The organism is Pseudonocardia sp. P-1 (assembly GCF_058111925.1).
In genome coordinates, this window is the sequence record NZ_CM176614.1 from 2,087,928 (window position 1) to 2,104,357 (window position 16,430).

Below are 16,430 nucleotides of genomic sequence, written 5' to 3' on the forward strand. Positions count from 1 at the left end.
CACACCGGGCCGGACCCCACCCGCAGGGGGGTCCGGCCCGACGATGATCAGCCACCGGCGCCCTGGAAGGCCGCGACCGCACGGTCCAGCGCGGCCAGCGCCTCGCCCTGCCTGGCGAAGTCACCGGACTGCTGGGCCGCCTTGAGCTCGTTCAGCGCCGCACGGATCTGCTGCGCCGCGGTCGCCTGCGCCGCGTTGGGCGCCGCCGGGGTCTGGGCGCCCTGTCCGTTCGGCGTGGCCGGCGTCGTGGGCGTCGTCGGCTGGGCGGGCTGCCCGGTCGTCGGGGCGGCACCGCCCGCGGCGGCACCGGCTCCGGCGCCGAACACCTCGTCGAGGGCCCGGGACAGGCTCGCGTCGTAGCCGAGCCGGTCGCCGTAGAACACCAGGACGCGGGCCAGCTGCGGGTAGGTCGAGTTGTCCTGACCGCCCGCCCGCTCGATGTACACGGGCTCGACGTAGAGCAGGCCACCGGCCACCGGCAGCGTCAGCAGGTTGCCGTAGTCGATCGTGGTCTGGTTCTGCCGCAGCAGGTTCAGCTCGGAGGAGACCTCGGGCGAGCCGAGGAACCGGGCCTGGACCTGCTGCGGGCCGAGCGTCTGGGTCTCGTTCGGCAGCTGCAGCACGGTCAGCTTCCCGTAGGTGTCCGGGTCCGAGCTGGCCGAGACGTACGAGGCGAGGAACTGCCGCCGCAGGCTCACCAGCGCGCTGGTGAGCTGGAACGACGCGCCCTCCTGCCCCGGAAGACCCGCGTAGATGTAGTACGGCGGCTGCGCGTCCTGGCTGCCGCCGTTGCCGCCCTGCACGGTCGGGTCGGACGGGACGTCCCAGAACGACACGGTGGAGAAGAACTCGTTCGGGTCGTCGACGTGGTAGCGGGTCAGCAGCTCACGCTGGACCTTGAACTGGTCCTCCGGGTAGCGCAGGTGGGCCTGCAGGTCCGGGGTGATCGCCGAGCGCGGCTCGACCGTGCCCGGGAACGCCTTCTCCCAGGTCTGCAGCACCGGGTCGGACTCGTCGAAGGCGAAGAGCTTCACGGTGCCGTCGTAGGCGTCGACCGTGGCCTTCACCGAGTTGCGCAGGTAGCTGATCGTGTCGTTCGGCAGCTGCTGGCCATTGGGCCCGAGCCGGGAGTCCGACGTGGCGTCGCCCAGCTGCACGCGCTCGGCGTAGGGGAAGTTCTGCAGCGTGGTGTAGCCGTCGACGATCCACTGCACCCGCCCGTCGATGACGGCCGGGTACGGGTCGTTGTCCAGCGTCAGCCACGGGGCCACCGCCTGCACGCGGTCCCGCGGGTTCCGGACGTACATGATCTTCGAGTCGGCGTTGATCGAGTTGTTGAACAGGATGTTCCGCTCGCCGTAGGCCAGCGCGAACACCGAACGGTTGAACAGCCCGCCGATCGGGACGCCGCCGGCACCGGTGTAGGTGTACTGCGCCTCGTCGGAGTCGTACTCCCGCGGCGCGGTACCCGGCTCGGCACCGACGATCGAGTACTGGTTGTCGAGCAGCTCGCCGTAGTAGATGCGGGGCTGCTGGACGGGCACGAAGCCCTGCTGCTGGGTGTCGGAGACCTGGAAGTTCGGCAGGCCGCCGGAACCGCCCGCGTCCTCCAGGGCCTCGTTCACCTGGTTCGCCGGAGCGGCCACGATCCCGTTGCCGTGGGTGTAGACCAGGTGCCGGTTGATCCAGTCCTGCTGGTTGTTCACCAGGCCGTTGGCGTTCATCTCGCGCGCCGCGACGACGTAGTCACGGGTCTCGCCGTCGACGGTGTAGCGGTCGATGTCGAGGTTGGGCGAGAACCCGTAGAAGTTCCGTCGCTGCTGGAGCTGGGTGAACGTGCGGTTGAGCTTGCCCGGGTCGAGCAGCCGGATGTTGGGGATGGTGTCGGTGTCGGCCCGGACCTGGGCCGGTGTCGCCTCCGACGTGCCCGCGTAGGGCGTGATGTCGACCTTGTCCGGCCCGATGCCGAAGGCGTCCCGGGTCGCGGCGATGTTGCGTTCGATCGACGGGGCCTCGTTGACGTTCGCGTTGGGCGCGACGACGAACTGCTGCAGCACCAGCGGGAACGCCGTGCCGACCAGGATCGAGGAGACGACCAGCATGACCACGGCGACGGCCGGGATCTGCAGGTTCTGGCGGAAGGCGGCGACGAAGAACGCGAGCGCGCAGATCACCGCGATGACCAGCAGGATCAGCTTGGCCGGCAGGACCGCGTTGAGGTCGGTGTAGGTGGCTCCGTAGAACGTCTGCGCGTTGCGGTTGGACCACAGCAGGTCGTAGCGGTCGAACCAGTAGGCGACGGCCTTGAGCAGCACGAACACCCCGGCGAGCACGGCGAGCTGGGCGCGCGCGGCGGTGGAGACGAAGCCGGAGCGGCCGGACAGCCGGATGCCCCCGAAGATGTAGTGGGTCACCAGCGCGAGCACGAAGCAGATCGCGACGGCGACGAACAGCCAGTTCAGGCTCATCCGCAGGAACGGCAGGGTGAAGGCGTAGAACCCGATGTCGTTGCCGAACTCGGGATCGGCGCGGCCGAACGGGGTGCCGTGCAGGAACATCTGCACGGTCTGCCACTGCGTCGGCGCCGCGAGCCCGGCGATCAGACCGATCACGACCGGCACGCCGACGGCGAACAGGCGCAGGCGCTGGATGATCGTGGTGCGGTAGCGCGCGACCGGGTCCTCGGGGCCGGACACCGGCACGAAGACCGGGCGGTACCGGTAGGCCAGCCACAGCGTCAGCGCGACCAGGCCGCCCACCACCAGGGCCACGACCCCGAAGAGCACGATCTGGGTGAACAGCCGGGTGAGCTGGACGCTCCGGAAACCGACCTCGCCGAACCACAGGTAGTCGACGTAGAAGTTCAACAGCCGCGAGCCACCGAGCAGAAGCACTACGAGGACGCCCGCGGCGACCAGCAGGATCCGGGTTCGGCGGGTCAGCGACGGCGCTCCCACAGGGGGCCGCATGGACGACACGGGCACACTCCACAGTTCGGGTACGACTCGTGGAGAGCGCGGCCGGCTGGGGCGACGGCACGGTTCTCCGAGGGCAACTGTACGGAGGTTCGGTGAAGTCGCGGTCGGGTCCCGGTGTGTCGGGACGAAAACGACACATCGGGCGGCGGTCCCCCGGCTCTCCGACCGCATCGTCGCAGGACGGGCCGGGGTCGGGCGCGCCGTCGTCGTCGCACGATCGTAGGGTTCCGTCCGTGGGCGTTCGATCTTCGACGTGGGTGACCGCGGTCCTCGTGCTGCTGGCCCTCACCGCGGTCGGGACCGTGGTCCCCGCGCCGGTCGTCGCCCTCGGGCCGGGACCGACCTTCGACACCCTCGGTGAGGTCGAGGGCACGCCCGTCGTGTCCGCGGAGGGCCTGCCGACCTACCCGACGACCGGGCACCTGAACATGACCACCGTCGGCGTCACCGACGGGATCTCGACGCTGCGGGCGCTCGGCATGTGGGCCTCGGGCACCTACCGGCTCGCGCCGCGCTGGTCGCTGTACCCGCCCGGCGAGTCCACCGAACAGGTCACCCAGGCCAACCAGCAGGAGTTCGACGGCTCGATCGCGAACGCCGAGGCCGCGGCGCTGAACCACCTGCACCTGCCGACCCGGGTCACGGTCGGCGCGCTGACCGACGGCTCGCCGTCGGCGGGGGTGCTGGAACCCGGCGACGAGATCCGCGCCGTCGGCGCCACCCCGGTGACCTCGGTCCAGGGCCTGCTCGACGCCATGGGGGCCGCGCGCCCCGGTCAGCCGGTCACCCTCACCGTCCGCCGGGGGGACGCCGCGCCGCGCCAGGTCACCGTCACCCCGGCCGCCCACCCGGACGACCCGGCGCGGGCCTTCCTGGGCATCACCCCGGCCACCTCGCCCGCCGAGGGGCAGAAGCTGACCATCACGCTGGGCGACGTCGGCGGCCCCTCGGCCGGTCTGATGTTCAGCCTGGCGCTGGTCGACAAGCTGACCCCGGGTCCGCTGACCGGCGGCCGGTTCGTCGCCGGCACCGGCACCATCGACGCCGAGGGCCGGGTCGGGCCGATCAGCGGCATCCGCTTCAAGATGCTGAAGGCCCGCGAGGTCGGTGCGCAGACGTTCCTGGTGCCCGCTGCGAACTGCACCGAGGCCGCCGAGGACGCGCCCGACGGGCTCCAGCTCGTGCGCGTCGGGACCCTCGACGAGGCGGTCGGCGCGCTGACCACCCTCGACACCGGCGGTACGCCCGCCGGCTGCTCGTAGTTCCCCGGTCCGCTCCCGGCGAACACCGCCCCACCAGGCCCGATCCACCGGCTGTCGGGGCGGCGACCACCCCCCGGGCCCGCGTACGGTGGACGCCATGAGCGACGTCCCCTTCGGCTTCGGCCCCGCCGACCGTGACCGCGACCGCGAGCCCGGCGACCAGCCCGACTCGGGTTCCGGCGACGCCTCCGGCACGGACGGGGGCACGTCGGGCAAGGACGGGAAGGGCGAGCCCGAGGGCCCGAAGGACCCGTTCGGCTTCGGGTCGCACCCCCGGTCCGACGACCCGTCCGGCGCCTCCGGCGGCGCGGGCCAGAACCCGTTCGCGGCGTTCGGCATGGGCGGGATCCCCGGTATGCCGGGTATGCCCGGCGGGGGCCAGTTCGACATGAGCCAGCTCGGGCAGATGCTGTCCCAGCTCGGCCAGATGCTCTCCAGCAGCGGCTCCTCCGACGGCGGCCCCGTCGACTACGAGCTCGCCGCCCGGATCGCCACCCAGCAGCTCGCGCAGTCGACGTCGTCGCTCACCGACGCCCAGCGCACCGGGGTCGCCGAGGCCGTGAAGCTCGCGGAGCTGTGGCTCGACCCGGCGACGTCGTTCCCCTCCTCCGGCGGCGAGGTGAAGGCCTGGACGCCGTCGGACTGGGTGCGGGCCGGCATGCCGACCTGGAAGCGGCTCTGCGACCCGGTGGCGACGCGGCTGTCCTCGGCCTGGGTCGAGGGTCTGCCCGAGGAGGTCCGCGGCGCGGCGGGCCCGATGCTGGGGATGCTCGGCAAGATGGGCGGGATGGCGTTCGGCAGCCAGCTCGGCCAGGGCCTGGCGCAGCTCGGCAAGGAGGTGCTGACCTCCACCGAGCTCGGCATCCCGGTCGGCCCGGAGCGCACCTCCGCACTGCTGCCCGAGGCCGTCGCCCGGTTCACCGAGGGCCTGGACCGCCCGGCCGGTGAGGTCACGCTGTTCCTCGCCGCGCGCGAGGCCGCCCACCAGCGGCTGTTCACCCACGTGCACTGGCTGCGCGAGCGGCTGCTCGGCGCCGTCGAGGAGTACGCCCGCGGCATCACCGTGGACACCTCGCGGATCGAGGAGCTCGCCCGCGGGATCGACCCGTCGAACCCGGAGTCGATCCAGGAGGCCATGCAGTCCGGCATGTTCGAGCCGGAGGACACACCGCAGCAGAAGGCGGCGCTGGCCCGGCTGGAGACCCTGCTCGCCCTGATCGAGGGCTGGGTGGACACCGTCGTCGCCGAGGCGCTGACCGAGCGGCTGCCCGGGGCCGAGGCGATGCGCGAGACGATGCGCCGCCGCCGCGCCTCGGGCGGGCCCGCGGAGCAGGCGTTCGCGACGATCGTCGGGCTGGAGCTGCGGCCGCGGAAGCTGCGGGCCGCGGCGGACCTGTGGAAGCTGCTGGGCGCCGAGCGCGGCGTCGAGGGCCGCGACGCGGTCTGGGCGCACCCGGACCTGATCCCGTCGGCCGAGGACCTGGACGACCCGGCCGCCTTCGTGCGCGGCGGCGCGACCGGCGGGGCCGTCCCGGACGACCCGATCGCCGAGCTGGAGCGCCAGATGGCCGCCGACGCGGAGAAGAGGAAGGCCGAGTCGTCCGGGACCCCGGAGGAGCCCGGGACCTCGGAGAAGCCCTCCGCGGAGGACACCGACGGCGAGGACGGGACGGACCGGAAGGACTCCTGAGCCCGGCTCAGGTCCCGGTCGCGCGGACCGGCTCCCTCCCGGGGCCGGTCCCGCCGAACCCGCCGACCTCACCGTCGGCGTCGGCGACCCCGTCGGGCTCGTCGGCGGTGGCCGGGTCGCCGTCGACACCGGTGATGCCGAGCTCCGCGGCCGCGTTGAGGCCCTCCAGGTAGCCGATGGCCCGCTCGGTGCGCGGATAGCGGCGCACCCAGGACCAGAAGACGTCGTCGTGCGCGGCGGACAGCAGGTGGGCCAGCTCGTGCACCAGCACGTAGTCGACGACCCAGCCCGGCGCGTCCCGCAGACGCTCGCTGATCCGGATCGTGGCGTCGTCGGGGGTGCAGGACGCCCAGCGGGTGCGCATCGTCGGCACCCACCGGATCGACGACGGCCGCGCGCGCCCCTCCAGCCAGCGCTTCGACAGCTCCAGGCCGCGGCGCATCAGGGCCTCGTCGTTGTTGCGGCCCGGTGAGCGGCGGCGGGCCTCGCTCGCCTCGACGCGTCGCACCATCTCCGCGACCCAGTCGCGTTCCTGTTCGGCGGACATCCAGCCCGGGATGAACACGACGAGCCGTTCCCCCTCCCGCCGGGCACTGACCATGCGCTTCCGGCGGGCGCTGCGTCGGACCTCTACCGGGGGACTCGCCATGGCTCCAGGGTAGGCCGCCCCGGTTCGCGGATGCGAACGGCGCGGACGCGTTCCGGCCCCGTCGTCGCACGGAGCGGGCACCGTGGCGCCGGTGACCGGACTGCCCGCACGGCTCGCGCTCGCCGCCCACCTCGCCGTCCTCCCGGCCGGGCCACGAGCCCGCCGGATCGGGTCCGGCCCACCCCGGGCCCGGCTGCTGGAGGAGCTGTCCCCCGCCGCCGTCGACGCACTGGACCGGCTCGCCGACGGCCCGTGCCCGACCGGTGCGCTCACCCGGGGCGACGACGAGGTCGCGGTGCTGCTCGCCGTCCTGTGGCGGGCGGGGCTGCTCGCCGACCCGGACGTCGTGGACCGGGTCCGGCGGCGCCGGGCGAGCACGCTGGTCGAGGTCCGCGGCAACGGCGCGCTCGCCGTGGCGGTCGTCGCCGGGCTGGCCCGGGCGGGGATCGGACAGCTGTACCCGCAGGTCGGCGGGGTGACGGGCGCCGACGACGTACTGGCCGGGCTGCCGGTGGGGCCGGGCCGGGGCCGCGGGAGGAGCTGCGCACGTTCTTGCGCGACGCCGGTGTCGACGCCGATCCGCCCCGGCGGGTGCCCGCGGACCTGGTGGTGCTCGCCGACGACGGGCCGATGCCGCCGGAGGCTCCGTCGGAGCAGCTGTTCGTGGCCCTGCGCGACGGCCGCGGCGTGGTGGGGCCGCTCGTCCTGCCGGGTCGGGGGCTGTGTCCCGGTTGTGCGGGGGCGCCCGGTGCGGCCGGCGGACCGTCGTCGGCGGCACCGCACGTGCTGGTCGCGACGGCGGCGGTGGCGGTCGGCCAGGTGCTCGCCGCCGTCGACGGGCCGGTGCGTGGCGGCCGGCCGCCCGCGTCGTGGGGAGCGGTGCTGGAGGTCGACGCGGACGCAGCGACGGTCGTCACCCGTCCGGGGTTCCGACGACCCGGTTGTTCCTGCGGCACAGCGGCTGCGGCGGTACCGGACAGCGCACCGGGGCCCACCGCGCCGTGCGGGAATCCCCCGGCCGGGTGGACAATCACCGTGTGAGCGACATTCCCCGAAGAACCGCCTCGCGCACCGCCAAGCTCGCCGGCCTCCCGCTCGGCGTCGCCGGACGTGCCGCAGCAGGGTTCGGGCGCCGTCTCACGGGTGGTGACCGCGACGAGATCGCGGCCCAGCTCGCGACCAAGAGCGCCGAGCAGCTGTTCGAGGTGCTCGGCGAGCTCAAGGGCGGCGCGATGAAGTTCGGGCAGGCGCTCAGCGTGTTCGAGGCGGCCGTGCCCGACGAGTACGCCGAGCCCTACCGCGAGGCGCTCACCAAGCTGCAGTCCGCGGCGCCGCCGATGCCTATGGCCGACGTCGACTACATGCTCACCCAACAGTTCGGGCGGTCCTGGCGGTCCCGGTTCGCCGACTTCGACGAGACGCCCGCCGCCTCGGCCAGCATCGGCCAGGTGCACCGCGCGGTCTGGAAGCGCGACGGCCGCGAGGTCGCGGTCAAGGTGCAGTACCCCGGCGCCGAGGAGGCGCTGCGCTCGGACCTGCGTCAGCTCGGGCGGATGAGCCGCATCCTGCAGCCGCTGGTCCCCGGTATGGAGATCAAGCCGCTGGTCGCGGAGCTCAAGGACCGCATGGAGGAGGAGCTCGACTACCGCGACGAGGCCGTGTACCAGCGCGAGTTCGCCGCGTTCTACGAGGACGACCCGGACGTGAAGATCCCCCGCGTGGTCGGTTCGGCCCCCAAGGCCGTCATCACGGAGTGGGTACAGGGCCGCCCGCTGGCCTCGATCATCCGCGACGGCACCCGCGAGGAGCGCGACCACGCGGGCAACCAGCTGGCCCGCTTCCACTACTCGGCGCCGGACCGCGCGCACCTGCTGCACGCCGACCCGCACCCCGGTAACTTCGGGATCCTCGACGACGGCCGTCTGCTCGTCCTCGACTTCGGTGCGGTCGCCCGGATGCCCGACGGCATGCCCCCCGAGCTGGTCACGATGACCAAGTACGCGCTCGAGGGGCGCAGCGGCGACCTGATGGCCCTGATGCGCTCGGCCGGGTTCGTCCGCGACGGCGCCCGGATCGAGTCCGAGCAGATCCTCGGCTACCTCGCACCCTTCACCGAGCCGCTGGGGTCCGAGGAGTTCCACTTCAGCCGCCGATGGATCCAGAAGCAGGCCGAGCGGGTCGGTGATCTCCGTAGCCCGGAGGCGGCGATCGGCCGGTCGCTGAACCTGCCCCCGCGGTTCCTGCTGGTGCACCGGGTGACGATGGGGACCGTCGGCATCCTGTGCCAGCTCGACTCCCACGTGCGGCTGCGGGAGATCGTCGCCGAGTGGCAGCCGGAGATGTTCGAGCCGGACGCCCCGACCGGCTGACCTCCCTGCGCTACTCCGGTCCTGCGGGACGGGGGTGCCCTGTCGTCGCTGTGCTCTGCTCACCGGCACGCAGCAGCGCAGGTCCACGCGACTGGCGGGGCCTTCGGGGGCGTCGTGGGGAGGTGCCGCCCGACGACTCGGCGCAGGCTCGCGCCGGCGAGCCTGCCCAGCACCGCGGGCCCGTCGACGAGCACGATCCGCGCCGCCGACGGCTCCGTGCCGGCGTCGAGGAACAGCCGGCACCCGGCGACGAGCCGTCCCCACAGGTCGGGCACCGCCTCCGCCGCGTCGACCACCCCGGTCCGCCACACGGTCCGCCAACCGCGCCAGGACCGCGGCGAACAGCGCCGCTCGTCGTCGCACCGGTGGTGGAGCGTGCCCCTCGTCACCCCGGCCCGTCGACGACGGCCGGCAGCCCGACCGCGCCGCACCCGTTGCGGGAGAACAGGCGCGCCGCCTCGTCCAGCACCGCCTGCCGGATCCGCTCGCGCTGCTCGGACCAAAGTTCCCGTGCCCTCTCCCCGATTTGACGTTCTGATGGTACGTCGATAGATTTCACGTACCGAAGGTATGCGTATAGGAGGGTGCCGTGCTCCACAGCTGCTACCCGGTCCTCGCGACGGCCGACGTCCCGGCCGCCCGCGCGTTCTGGACCGGCCTGATGGGATTCGAGATCGTCTTCGACACCGACTGGTACGTCAGCCTCCGTCGCGGACGCTTCGAGCTCGCCGTCCTCGACCGGGACCATCCGACGATCCCGGCGGCGTACCGCGGCCGGTCCGCCGCCGGGACGCTGGTGAATTTCGAGGTCGACGACGTCGACGCCGAGTGGGACCGTCTCGTCGTCCGCGGTGGGTTGGAGGCGCTGCTCCCGGTACGCGACGAGGACTTCGGGCAGCGGCACTTCGTCGTCGCCGGGCCGGACGGGGTACTGGTCGACGTGATCACCGAGATCGCCCCGTCGGCGGAGTTCGCCGACGCGTTCACGGGGTCGCCGGCGCCCTGACCTGGGGTGCTGCGTATCGGTGAGCAGAGCAAAGCGACGAGCAGGCACCCTCTCCCACCGGCGGACCGGCAGGTCCCGGACACGACGGTGCCCCGCCCGGACGTCGGGTCCGGACGGGGCACCGATCGCATCGGTCGGCGGCGGGATCAGCCGGCGCGCAGCCGCGCCCGCTCGGCGCGGGAGGCGGCCCAGGCCGCGATCCGGGACCAGCCGCGGCCCGCGGTGAGCCGGCGTGCGAGCCGGTGCTCGGCCGCCGCCCGTTGTGCCTCCTGCTGATGGGATCTCGCCAGCGCTTCCTGGATGAGCGTCATCACGTTCTCCTGGTTCACGAGGTGGGACGAACGGTCGGTGCGGGGAATCGGTCGCACGGCCGGTGCCGGCTTCAGGTCGTTCATGTCTCGGTCTCCTCGGGTCTGGTGGGTCGGCGGGCGCCGCGGTGCGCGTCGCGCCCGTACGGCTGTGGTCAGCGGCTCGCGGCCAGGGCCAGGGCCCGGTCGCGCTCCAGGTCGGCCTTGCGGGGACGCCCCCTCGGGCGCTTGCGTGGGATCACCCGACCGTGGTCGAAGATCTCGCCTCCCCACACACCCCACGGCTCGGCGCGCTCCAGCGCACCGTCCAGGCAGGCCTGCCGGAGCGGGCAGCCGCCGCAGCGGGACTTCGCCTCCTCCAGCTCGGCCGGGGCCTCGGCGAACCACAGGTCGGCGTCGCCGTTGCGGCAGGGCAGGGCTGAGCCCACGCTCGGCACGGACCGCAGCCGCACCTCGTCGGGTCCGGCGCCGCCGCCGGACTGCTCGGTGATCATTCCGCCGTCACACGGAACGGATCGCACGTACACGATCGACCTCCTCGATCGAACTTCTCTGTAACTGGTCAGACCGGTCTGGTCGGGATCTGTCATCTCTCGGGACGGAATCGGGGACAAAAAAACGGGGCCGCGGAACCCGTGTGCGTGGGTTCCGCGGCCCCGATGGGACTCGCTGGGTGCTGAGGGTCAGGTACCCCCTCGGCGCCCGGGAACGAACGCAGCTGTGCACTTGTCATCGAAGATCGGGCCGGTGACCGCGACCGGCATGCCGCCCAGCGGGTACACCTCACCCGTGGCGCGGAGCGTCGACGGCGCGAGCAGCGCCACCCCCTGGGGGCGACGACGGACGCCGGACTCCCCGGTGACCGCGATGCCCGCGTGAGCGACGTCGTGCGCGACGACGGTCTGCTCCGGGACGCACACCGGGGCCGGGACGGACAGGGTGGTGCCGATCAGGTCGGTCGTGTCGATCGTGCCCATCTCGTCACCTCCTCCGGTTCCGTCCGCGGTCTCCCGCGCGACGCGTCTGTGTCGGGAGCATGGCGCTCCACCTGGTGCCGACGACAGTAGAAGTGCTGCGCACGGCACGGCAACCGATTATTCGAAGTCTCGCCGGAAGTTCACGCCGATCCCTACCGAAGAGGGGGTCGTGAACCCTCCGCCGCGTGCTCGGCGAGCACCCGCAGCACGTCGTCGCCGTAGCGGTCCAGCTTGGCCGCGCCGATCCCCGGGATGCCCACCAGCGCCGACGGTCCGGCGGGCCGCTGCTCCGCGATCGCGGTGAGCGTCGCGTCGGTGAGCACGACGAAGCCGGGCACGTCCTGCGCCTTCGCCGCCGCCGACCGCCACTGCTTGAGGCGGTCCAGCAACTCCAGGTCCACATCGGACGGGCAGTCGTCGCAGCGCAGGAGCTTGGTGGCGGTGGTCCCGAACAGCGGGGTCCCGCAGACGCGGCACTTGGGCCGGGCACCCCCGGGCCGGCGCTCGCCGGCCACCCGGGACGCCGGGTGCGAGTCCGGGATCAGTCCGTACAGGAACCGCGAGCGGCGTCGCTTCGGCCCGCGCCCGGAGGCCCGGGTCAGCGACCACGACATCGACAGCACCCGCCGGGCGCGGGTGACGCCGACGTAGAACAGCCGGCGTTCCTCCTCGACGGCGGCCTCGTCGTCCCCGGCGTGACCGATGGGGAGGGTGCCGTCGGCGAGCCCGACGAGGAACACCGCATCCCACTCCAGGCCCTTCGCTGCGTGCAACGACGCCAGCGTGACGCCGTTGACGACGGGCGCCTGCGCGTGGTCGGCGCGGGTCTCCAGCTCCCCGCACAACCGGCGCAGGTCGGCCTGCGGCTCGACCGCGGCCAGCTCCTCGGCGACGCCGACCAGCGCCAGCAGCGACTCCCACTGCGCGCGCAGCGTCGCGCCCTTCGGCGGCTCGTCGGTCAGCCCGGCGCGGGCGGTGAGCACCGCGCGGGTGACGTCGACGAGATCGGTGCCCGGCCGCTGGTCCGGCGCCGCGGTCCGCAGCGCGAGCATCGCCCGGCGGATCTCGGGCCGGTTGAAGAACCGCTCCCCGCCGCGGATCTGGTAGGGCACGCCGGCGTCGGACAGGGCCTGCTCGAACGCCTCGGACTGGGCGTTGATCCGGAACAGCACCGCGATCTCCGACGGCTCGGTGCCGTCGTTGATCAGGGTCAGGATCCGGCCCGCGACGGCGGCGGCCTCCCCGGCCTCGTCGTCGTGCTCGGAGAAGTCCGGGTCGGGGCCGGGCGGGAGCTGCCCGATGAGCTGCAGCCGGGACCCGGCGGGCCGGTTGCGGGCGGCGCCGATCAGCTGGTTCGCGCAGCCGACGATCTGCGGGGTGGAGCGGTAGTCGCGCTGCAGGCGCACGACCGCGGCGTCGGGGAAACGGCGCGGGAACTCCAGCAGGTACCGGGGAGAGGCGCCGGCGAAGGTGTAGATCGTCTGGTTGGCGTCGCCGACGACGGTGAGGTCGTCGCGGTCGCCGAGCCAGGCGTCGAGCAGGCGCTGCTGCAACGGGGTGACGTCCTGGTACTCGTCGACGACGAAGCACCGGTAACGGGACCGGAACTCCTCGGCGACGCCGCCGTGCTCCTCCAGCGCGATCGCGGTGTGCAGGAGCAGGTCGTCGAAGTCGAGCTGCTCGCTCGCGTTCTTCAGCTCCTCGTACGCGGCGTAGACGGCGGCCACCTGCTCGGCCGGGCCGGGGGTGTCGCGGCGACGGCGGGCGACCTCGGCCGCGTAGTCCGACGGGGCGACCAGGGTCGACTTCGCCCACTCGATCTCGGAGGCGAGGTCGCGCAGCGCGTCGGAGTCGGTGCCGGCCCGGGCGCGGGCAGCCGCCTGGCCGACGAGCCGCAGCTTGCCGTCGAGCAGCGGCCACGGGCTGCCGCCGACCATCTGTGGCCAGAAGTAGCGCAGCTGACGCAGCGCCGCGGCGTGGAAGGTGCGGGCCTGCACCCCGGAGGCGTCGAGGGCGCGCAGCCGGGTGCGCAGCTCCCCCGCGGCGCGGGCGGTGAAGGTGACGGCGAGGACCTGGGTGGCGGCGACGTGGCCCGAGGTCACCAGGTGGGCGATCCGCCGGGTGATCGTGCGGGTCTTACCGGTGCCCGCCCCCGCGAGGACGCAGACCGGGCCGCGCGGCGCGTGCACCGCGGCCCGCTGCTCGGGGTCCAGACCGTCCGCGCCGATCGGGGCCGCCGGGTCCGGCACGGCGCGGGTCGCACGGGCGGGGCGGGTGGTGGATCGGGACGGCACCCACCCATCCTGACACCCACCCCCGACGGTCACGGGTCGCCCGTCCCGCCCGTCCGGGTGCCGGGCAGGTCACAGCGGGGCGGGAAGAATCCCGCGAGCGAGCCCGTTGCACCCGGTATGGCGGACCTGACGATGTACACGACCAGCTGGTGCGGCTTCTGCCGTCGTCTCAAGCTGCAGCTCGACCAGGCCGGCATCGGCTACCGCGAGATCGACATCGAGCGTGAGCCGGACGCCGTGGCGTTCGTCGAGAAGGCCAACGGCGGCAACCGCACGGTGCCGACCGTCGTCTTCCCGGACGAGTCGGTCGCGACGAACCCCAGCTTCTCCGAGGTGAAGACCCGGCTCGGGGTCTGACACCTCCCCTGATCTCCCACCACGGAGCGCGGCGGCCCGCCACCGGTACCTCACCGGGGGCGGGCCGCCGCTTCGTCTGCGGGGTCAGCCCCCGGCGGCGGCCCAGGACTCCAGCATGGTGCGTGCGATCGAGACCTTCCCCGGCAGCATGACCACCGGTCCGTCGGTGGGGTCGGGCTCGTCCCGGGTGCCCCAGTCGCCGCGGGCCAGTGCCGCCCGCAGCGTGTCCCGGGTGATCCACAGGGCGTCGGCGATCTCGCCGTCCTGCGGCGTCAGCGGGACCTCCGGGTCCCCGATCGCGTGGAAGCCGACCATCAGCGACCGCGGGAACGGCCACGCCTGGCTGCCGAGGTACCGCACGTCGGACACGGCGATGCCGACCTCCTCGGAGATCTCGCGGTGCACGCACGCCTCCAGCGACTCGCCGGACTCGACGAACCCGGCGAGCACCGAGTAGCGCCCGGCCGGCCACACCGGCTGGCGGGCGAGCAGGACGCGGTCCGCACCGTCGTGCACCAGGCAGATGATCGCCGGGTCGGTGCGCGGGTACTCCTCGTGGCCGTTGTCGCAGACCCGGGCCCAGCCCGCGTTGTGCGGGCGGGTGCGGGTGCCGTCGATCGCGCAGAACCGGGCCCGGTCGTGCCAGTTCAGCGTGGCGACCGCGCCGGTGAGCAGCCCGGACCCGAGCGGGTCGAGGAACGCGCCCGCGGCGCGCAGGTCCGCCCACTCCCCCTCGCCGGTGAAGATGTCGCTGTCGGCGGTGCGTTCGGTCCCGACGCGCACCGCCCAGTACGGGACGCCCTCGCGCTCGCCGAGCAGCACGGCCTCGGCCGGCGGCTCCGCGGCGACGTCGGTGCCCGCGCGGGTCCGGACTTGCCCGCCACGGCCCGCCGCGTCGTCCCAGGCGGCGGCGTCGACCTCGCGGAACTCGCGGCCCGGTTCGACTTCCCAGTCCACCGGGGTGCGTCCGGACTCGTCGACGACGACCACGCGCGCCGTCGCCCACGTGTCGCGCACGTAGGCCGGGTCCAGGCGCCGGTTCTCGTCGCGGGAGAGCGCGTTGCGCGACAGCACCGGCTCCTCGGTCAGGGAGAAGTCCCCGGGGCTCATCGCCCGCCTCCGCGGACCACGCCGCCGAGCGCGGCGAGCGGTGGCCCGACCACGTCGGCGTCCCCGACGACCACCCCGGTGAACCGGGTCGGCGCGAACAGCGCGGTGGCGGCCGCGGCGACCTCGTCGACGGTGACCGCCTCCAGCCGGCGCGGCCGGTCCCGGAGCCAGTCGACGTCGAGCCCGGCGGCGTGCAGCGCGGACAGGGTGCCGGCCAGCGCGGACTGACTGTCCAGCGAGATCAGCAGCGAGCCGATCGCGTAGCGACGGGCCGAGGTGACCTCCTGCTCTGTCGGCGGGACCGTCACCATGCGGCCGAGCTCGTAGCGGGTCTCGAGCAGGGCGGCGGCCGTGACGTCGGAGGCGACGTCGGCGTCGAGACCGAGCACCGCGCCACCGGGCACGAACTCCTGCCCGGAGTGCGCGCCGTAGGTGTAGCCCTTGTCCTCGCGGATGTTCTCCATCCAGCGCGAGGAGAAGTAACCGCCGAACACGAGGTTCGCGAGCTGGAACGCGGTGTAGCGCTCGTCGGTGCGATCCAGGCCGGGCGCGGTGAGACGCAGCTGGGACTGCACGGAGCCGGGCCGGTGGACCAGCTCCAGGTCGCCCGCCTGCGGCACCGGCGGGGCGGACAGCCACCGGGCGGGGTGGTCTCCGGTCCACCCCCCGAGCCGGCGGGCGACCTCGGCGATCGCGGCCTCGGGGTCGATGTCCCCGACGAGGACCAGGCTCGCCCCGTCCGGGACGACGACGTCGGCGTGCAGCTCCCGCACGCGCTCGGGGGTGACCGCGGCGACGGCCTCGGCGGTCGGCATCTCCGAGACGATGGGGTGGTCGCCGAAGCGGCGGCGCATCAGCGCCTCGCGGGCGACGGTGCGCGGCTGCGCGCGGGCGACGGCGATCCGCTCGGCCAGCCGGGACCGCTCGCGGGCGACCTCGACGTCGGAGTGGGTGGCGGCGGTGAGGACGTCGGCGAGGACGTCGAGGACCGTCGGCAGACCGGTGGCCAGCGCGGAGCCGCCCGCCTGCAGGTACTCCGGGTCGACGGCGACGCCGAGTTCCCCGCCGACCGAGGCGAGCGCGTCGTCGATGCCGATCCGGTCGCGGCCCGCGGTGCCGGTCAGGATGGTCTCGGCGAGCACCTCGGTGCCCGCGGTGTGGGCGGCGTCGGCGACCGGCTCCGGCGAGGCGGCCGGGATACGCAGGACGGTCTCGACGAGCGGGACCCCGGGGCGGCGCGCGGCCAGGACGGTCAGCCCGTTCGGCAGGGTCTCGGTGAGCACGTCCGGAAGCGGCACCTCCTTGGTGCGGCCGAGCGCGGGCAACGGGCGGGGGCCGCGCTCGGTGCGGCCGATCTCCTCCGCGCTGCGGTGTGTACGGGCGGCGCTCACGCGGAGCCCCCTTCGGTGTGGTTCACGGTGCCGGGACGG

16 protein-coding genes are annotated in these 16,430 nt (G+C 73.8%); 6 read left to right on the forward strand and 10 right to left on the reverse strand.

The features are described from left to right. Positions 1–47 precede the first annotated feature (47 nt). Positions 48–2,969: a UPF0182 family protein gene (locus AC0GKK_RS10030; RefSeq protein WP_489883662.1), complete on the reverse strand. Its 2,922-nt coding sequence runs from the start codon at positions 2,967–2,969 to the stop codon at positions 48–50. 266 nt (positions 2,970–3,235) lie between these two features. Between AC0GKK_RS10030 and AC0GKK_RS10035 the strand changes: the two genes are divergently transcribed. Next, positions 3,236–4,240, forward strand: a complete 1,005-nt coding sequence (locus AC0GKK_RS10035) for a YlbL family protein (protein WP_251785611.1) — start codon at positions 3,236–3,238, stop codon at positions 4,238–4,240. A gap of 97 nt (positions 4,241–4,337) precedes the next feature. After that, entirely contained in the window at positions 4,338–5,930 is a 1,593-nt protein-coding gene (locus tag AC0GKK_RS10040) for a zinc-dependent metalloprotease (protein WP_251785612.1), read from the forward strand. A 7-nt stretch (positions 5,931–5,937) separates the two neighbouring features. Here AC0GKK_RS10040 and AC0GKK_RS10045 read toward each other — a convergent pair whose 3' ends face one another. Next, entirely contained in the window at positions 5,938–6,579 is a 642-nt protein-coding gene (locus AC0GKK_RS10045; protein ID WP_405419050.1) for a M48 family metallopeptidase, read from the reverse strand. Between the two features lie 552 nt (positions 6,580–7,131). Between AC0GKK_RS10045 and AC0GKK_RS10050 the strand changes: the two genes are divergently transcribed. Both AC0GKK_RS10050 and AC0GKK_RS10055 read left to right on the forward strand, forming a co-directional pair. After that, positions 7,132–7,620, forward strand: coding sequence for a hypothetical protein (locus AC0GKK_RS10050; protein WP_489883663.1), 489 nt, complete (start codon positions 7,132–7,134; stop codon positions 7,618–7,620). Continuing rightward, positions 7,617–8,948, forward strand: coding sequence for an ABC1 kinase family protein (locus tag AC0GKK_RS10055; protein ID WP_489883664.1), 1,332 nt, complete (start codon positions 7,617–7,619; stop codon positions 8,946–8,948). Before AC0GKK_RS10050 ends, AC0GKK_RS10055 begins: the two co-directional genes overlap by 4 nt. Positions 8,949–9,007: 59 nt before the next feature. On the opposite strand, the gene AC0GKK_RS10060 is transcribed toward AC0GKK_RS10055, so the two are convergent. Both AC0GKK_RS10060 and AC0GKK_RS10065 read right to left on the reverse strand, forming a co-directional pair. Further along, the gene (locus AC0GKK_RS10060; RefSeq protein ID WP_489883665.1) at positions 9,008–9,259 is read right to left on the reverse strand and encodes a hypothetical protein; all 252 of its coding nucleotides are present in this window, start codon (positions 9,257–9,259) and stop codon (positions 9,008–9,010) included. A gap of 74 nt (positions 9,260–9,333) precedes the next feature. Beyond that, the gene (locus AC0GKK_RS10065) at positions 9,334–9,507 is read right to left on the reverse strand and encodes a hypothetical protein (protein WP_405419054.1); all 174 of its coding nucleotides are present in this window, start codon (positions 9,505–9,507) and stop codon (positions 9,334–9,336) included. Positions 9,508–9,537: 30 nt separating this feature from the next. Between AC0GKK_RS10065 and AC0GKK_RS10070 the strand changes: the two genes are divergently transcribed. Next, complete coding sequence (locus AC0GKK_RS10070; RefSeq protein WP_405419055.1) at positions 9,538–9,954, forward strand: VOC family protein; 417 nt, start codon at positions 9,538–9,540, stop codon at positions 9,952–9,954. 146 nt (positions 9,955–10,100) lie between these two features. Here AC0GKK_RS10070 and AC0GKK_RS10075 read toward each other — a convergent pair whose 3' ends face one another. The 4 genes from AC0GKK_RS10075 to AC0GKK_RS10090 all read right to left on the reverse strand — a co-directional run bounded on the left by AC0GKK_RS10075 (position 10,101) and on the right by AC0GKK_RS10090 (position 13,488). Beyond that, complete coding sequence (locus AC0GKK_RS10075; RefSeq protein WP_073578347.1) at positions 10,101–10,349, reverse strand: putative WhiB-interacting protein; 249 nt, start codon at positions 10,347–10,349, stop codon at positions 10,101–10,103. A gap of 68 nt (positions 10,350–10,417) precedes the next feature. After that, positions 10,418–10,756, reverse strand: a complete 339-nt coding sequence (locus tag AC0GKK_RS10080) for a WhiB family transcriptional regulator (protein WP_083474559.1) — start codon at positions 10,754–10,756, stop codon at positions 10,418–10,420. Between the two features lie 189 nt (positions 10,757–10,945). Then, complete coding sequence (locus tag AC0GKK_RS10085) at positions 10,946–11,239, reverse strand: hypothetical protein (RefSeq protein WP_405419058.1); 294 nt, start codon at positions 11,237–11,239, stop codon at positions 10,946–10,948. A gap of 152 nt (positions 11,240–11,391) precedes the next feature. After that, complete coding sequence (locus AC0GKK_RS10090; protein ID WP_308292804.1) at positions 11,392–13,488, reverse strand: ATP-dependent DNA helicase UvrD2; 2,097 nt, start codon at positions 13,486–13,488, stop codon at positions 11,392–11,394. A 177-nt stretch (positions 13,489–13,665) separates the two neighbouring features. On the opposite strand from AC0GKK_RS10090, the gene AC0GKK_RS10095 reads away from it, so the two are divergent. Further along, complete coding sequence (locus AC0GKK_RS10095) at positions 13,666–13,890, forward strand: glutaredoxin domain-containing protein (protein WP_280118320.1); 225 nt, start codon at positions 13,666–13,668, stop codon at positions 13,888–13,890. An 84-nt stretch (positions 13,891–13,974) separates the two neighbouring features. On the opposite strand, the gene nudC is transcribed toward AC0GKK_RS10095, so the two are convergent. Then, complete coding sequence (nudC, locus tag AC0GKK_RS10100) at positions 13,975–15,000, reverse strand: NAD(+) diphosphatase (protein WP_489883666.1); 1,026 nt, start codon at positions 14,998–15,000, stop codon at positions 13,975–13,977. Further along, on the reverse strand, positions 14,997–16,391 hold the full coding sequence (locus tag AC0GKK_RS10105; RefSeq protein ID WP_489883667.1) for a M16 family metallopeptidase: 1,395 nt from the start codon (positions 16,389–16,391) through the stop codon (positions 14,997–14,999). Before AC0GKK_RS10105 ends, nudC begins: the two co-directional genes overlap by 4 nt. Between the last annotated feature and the right edge of the window lie 39 nt (positions 16,392–16,430).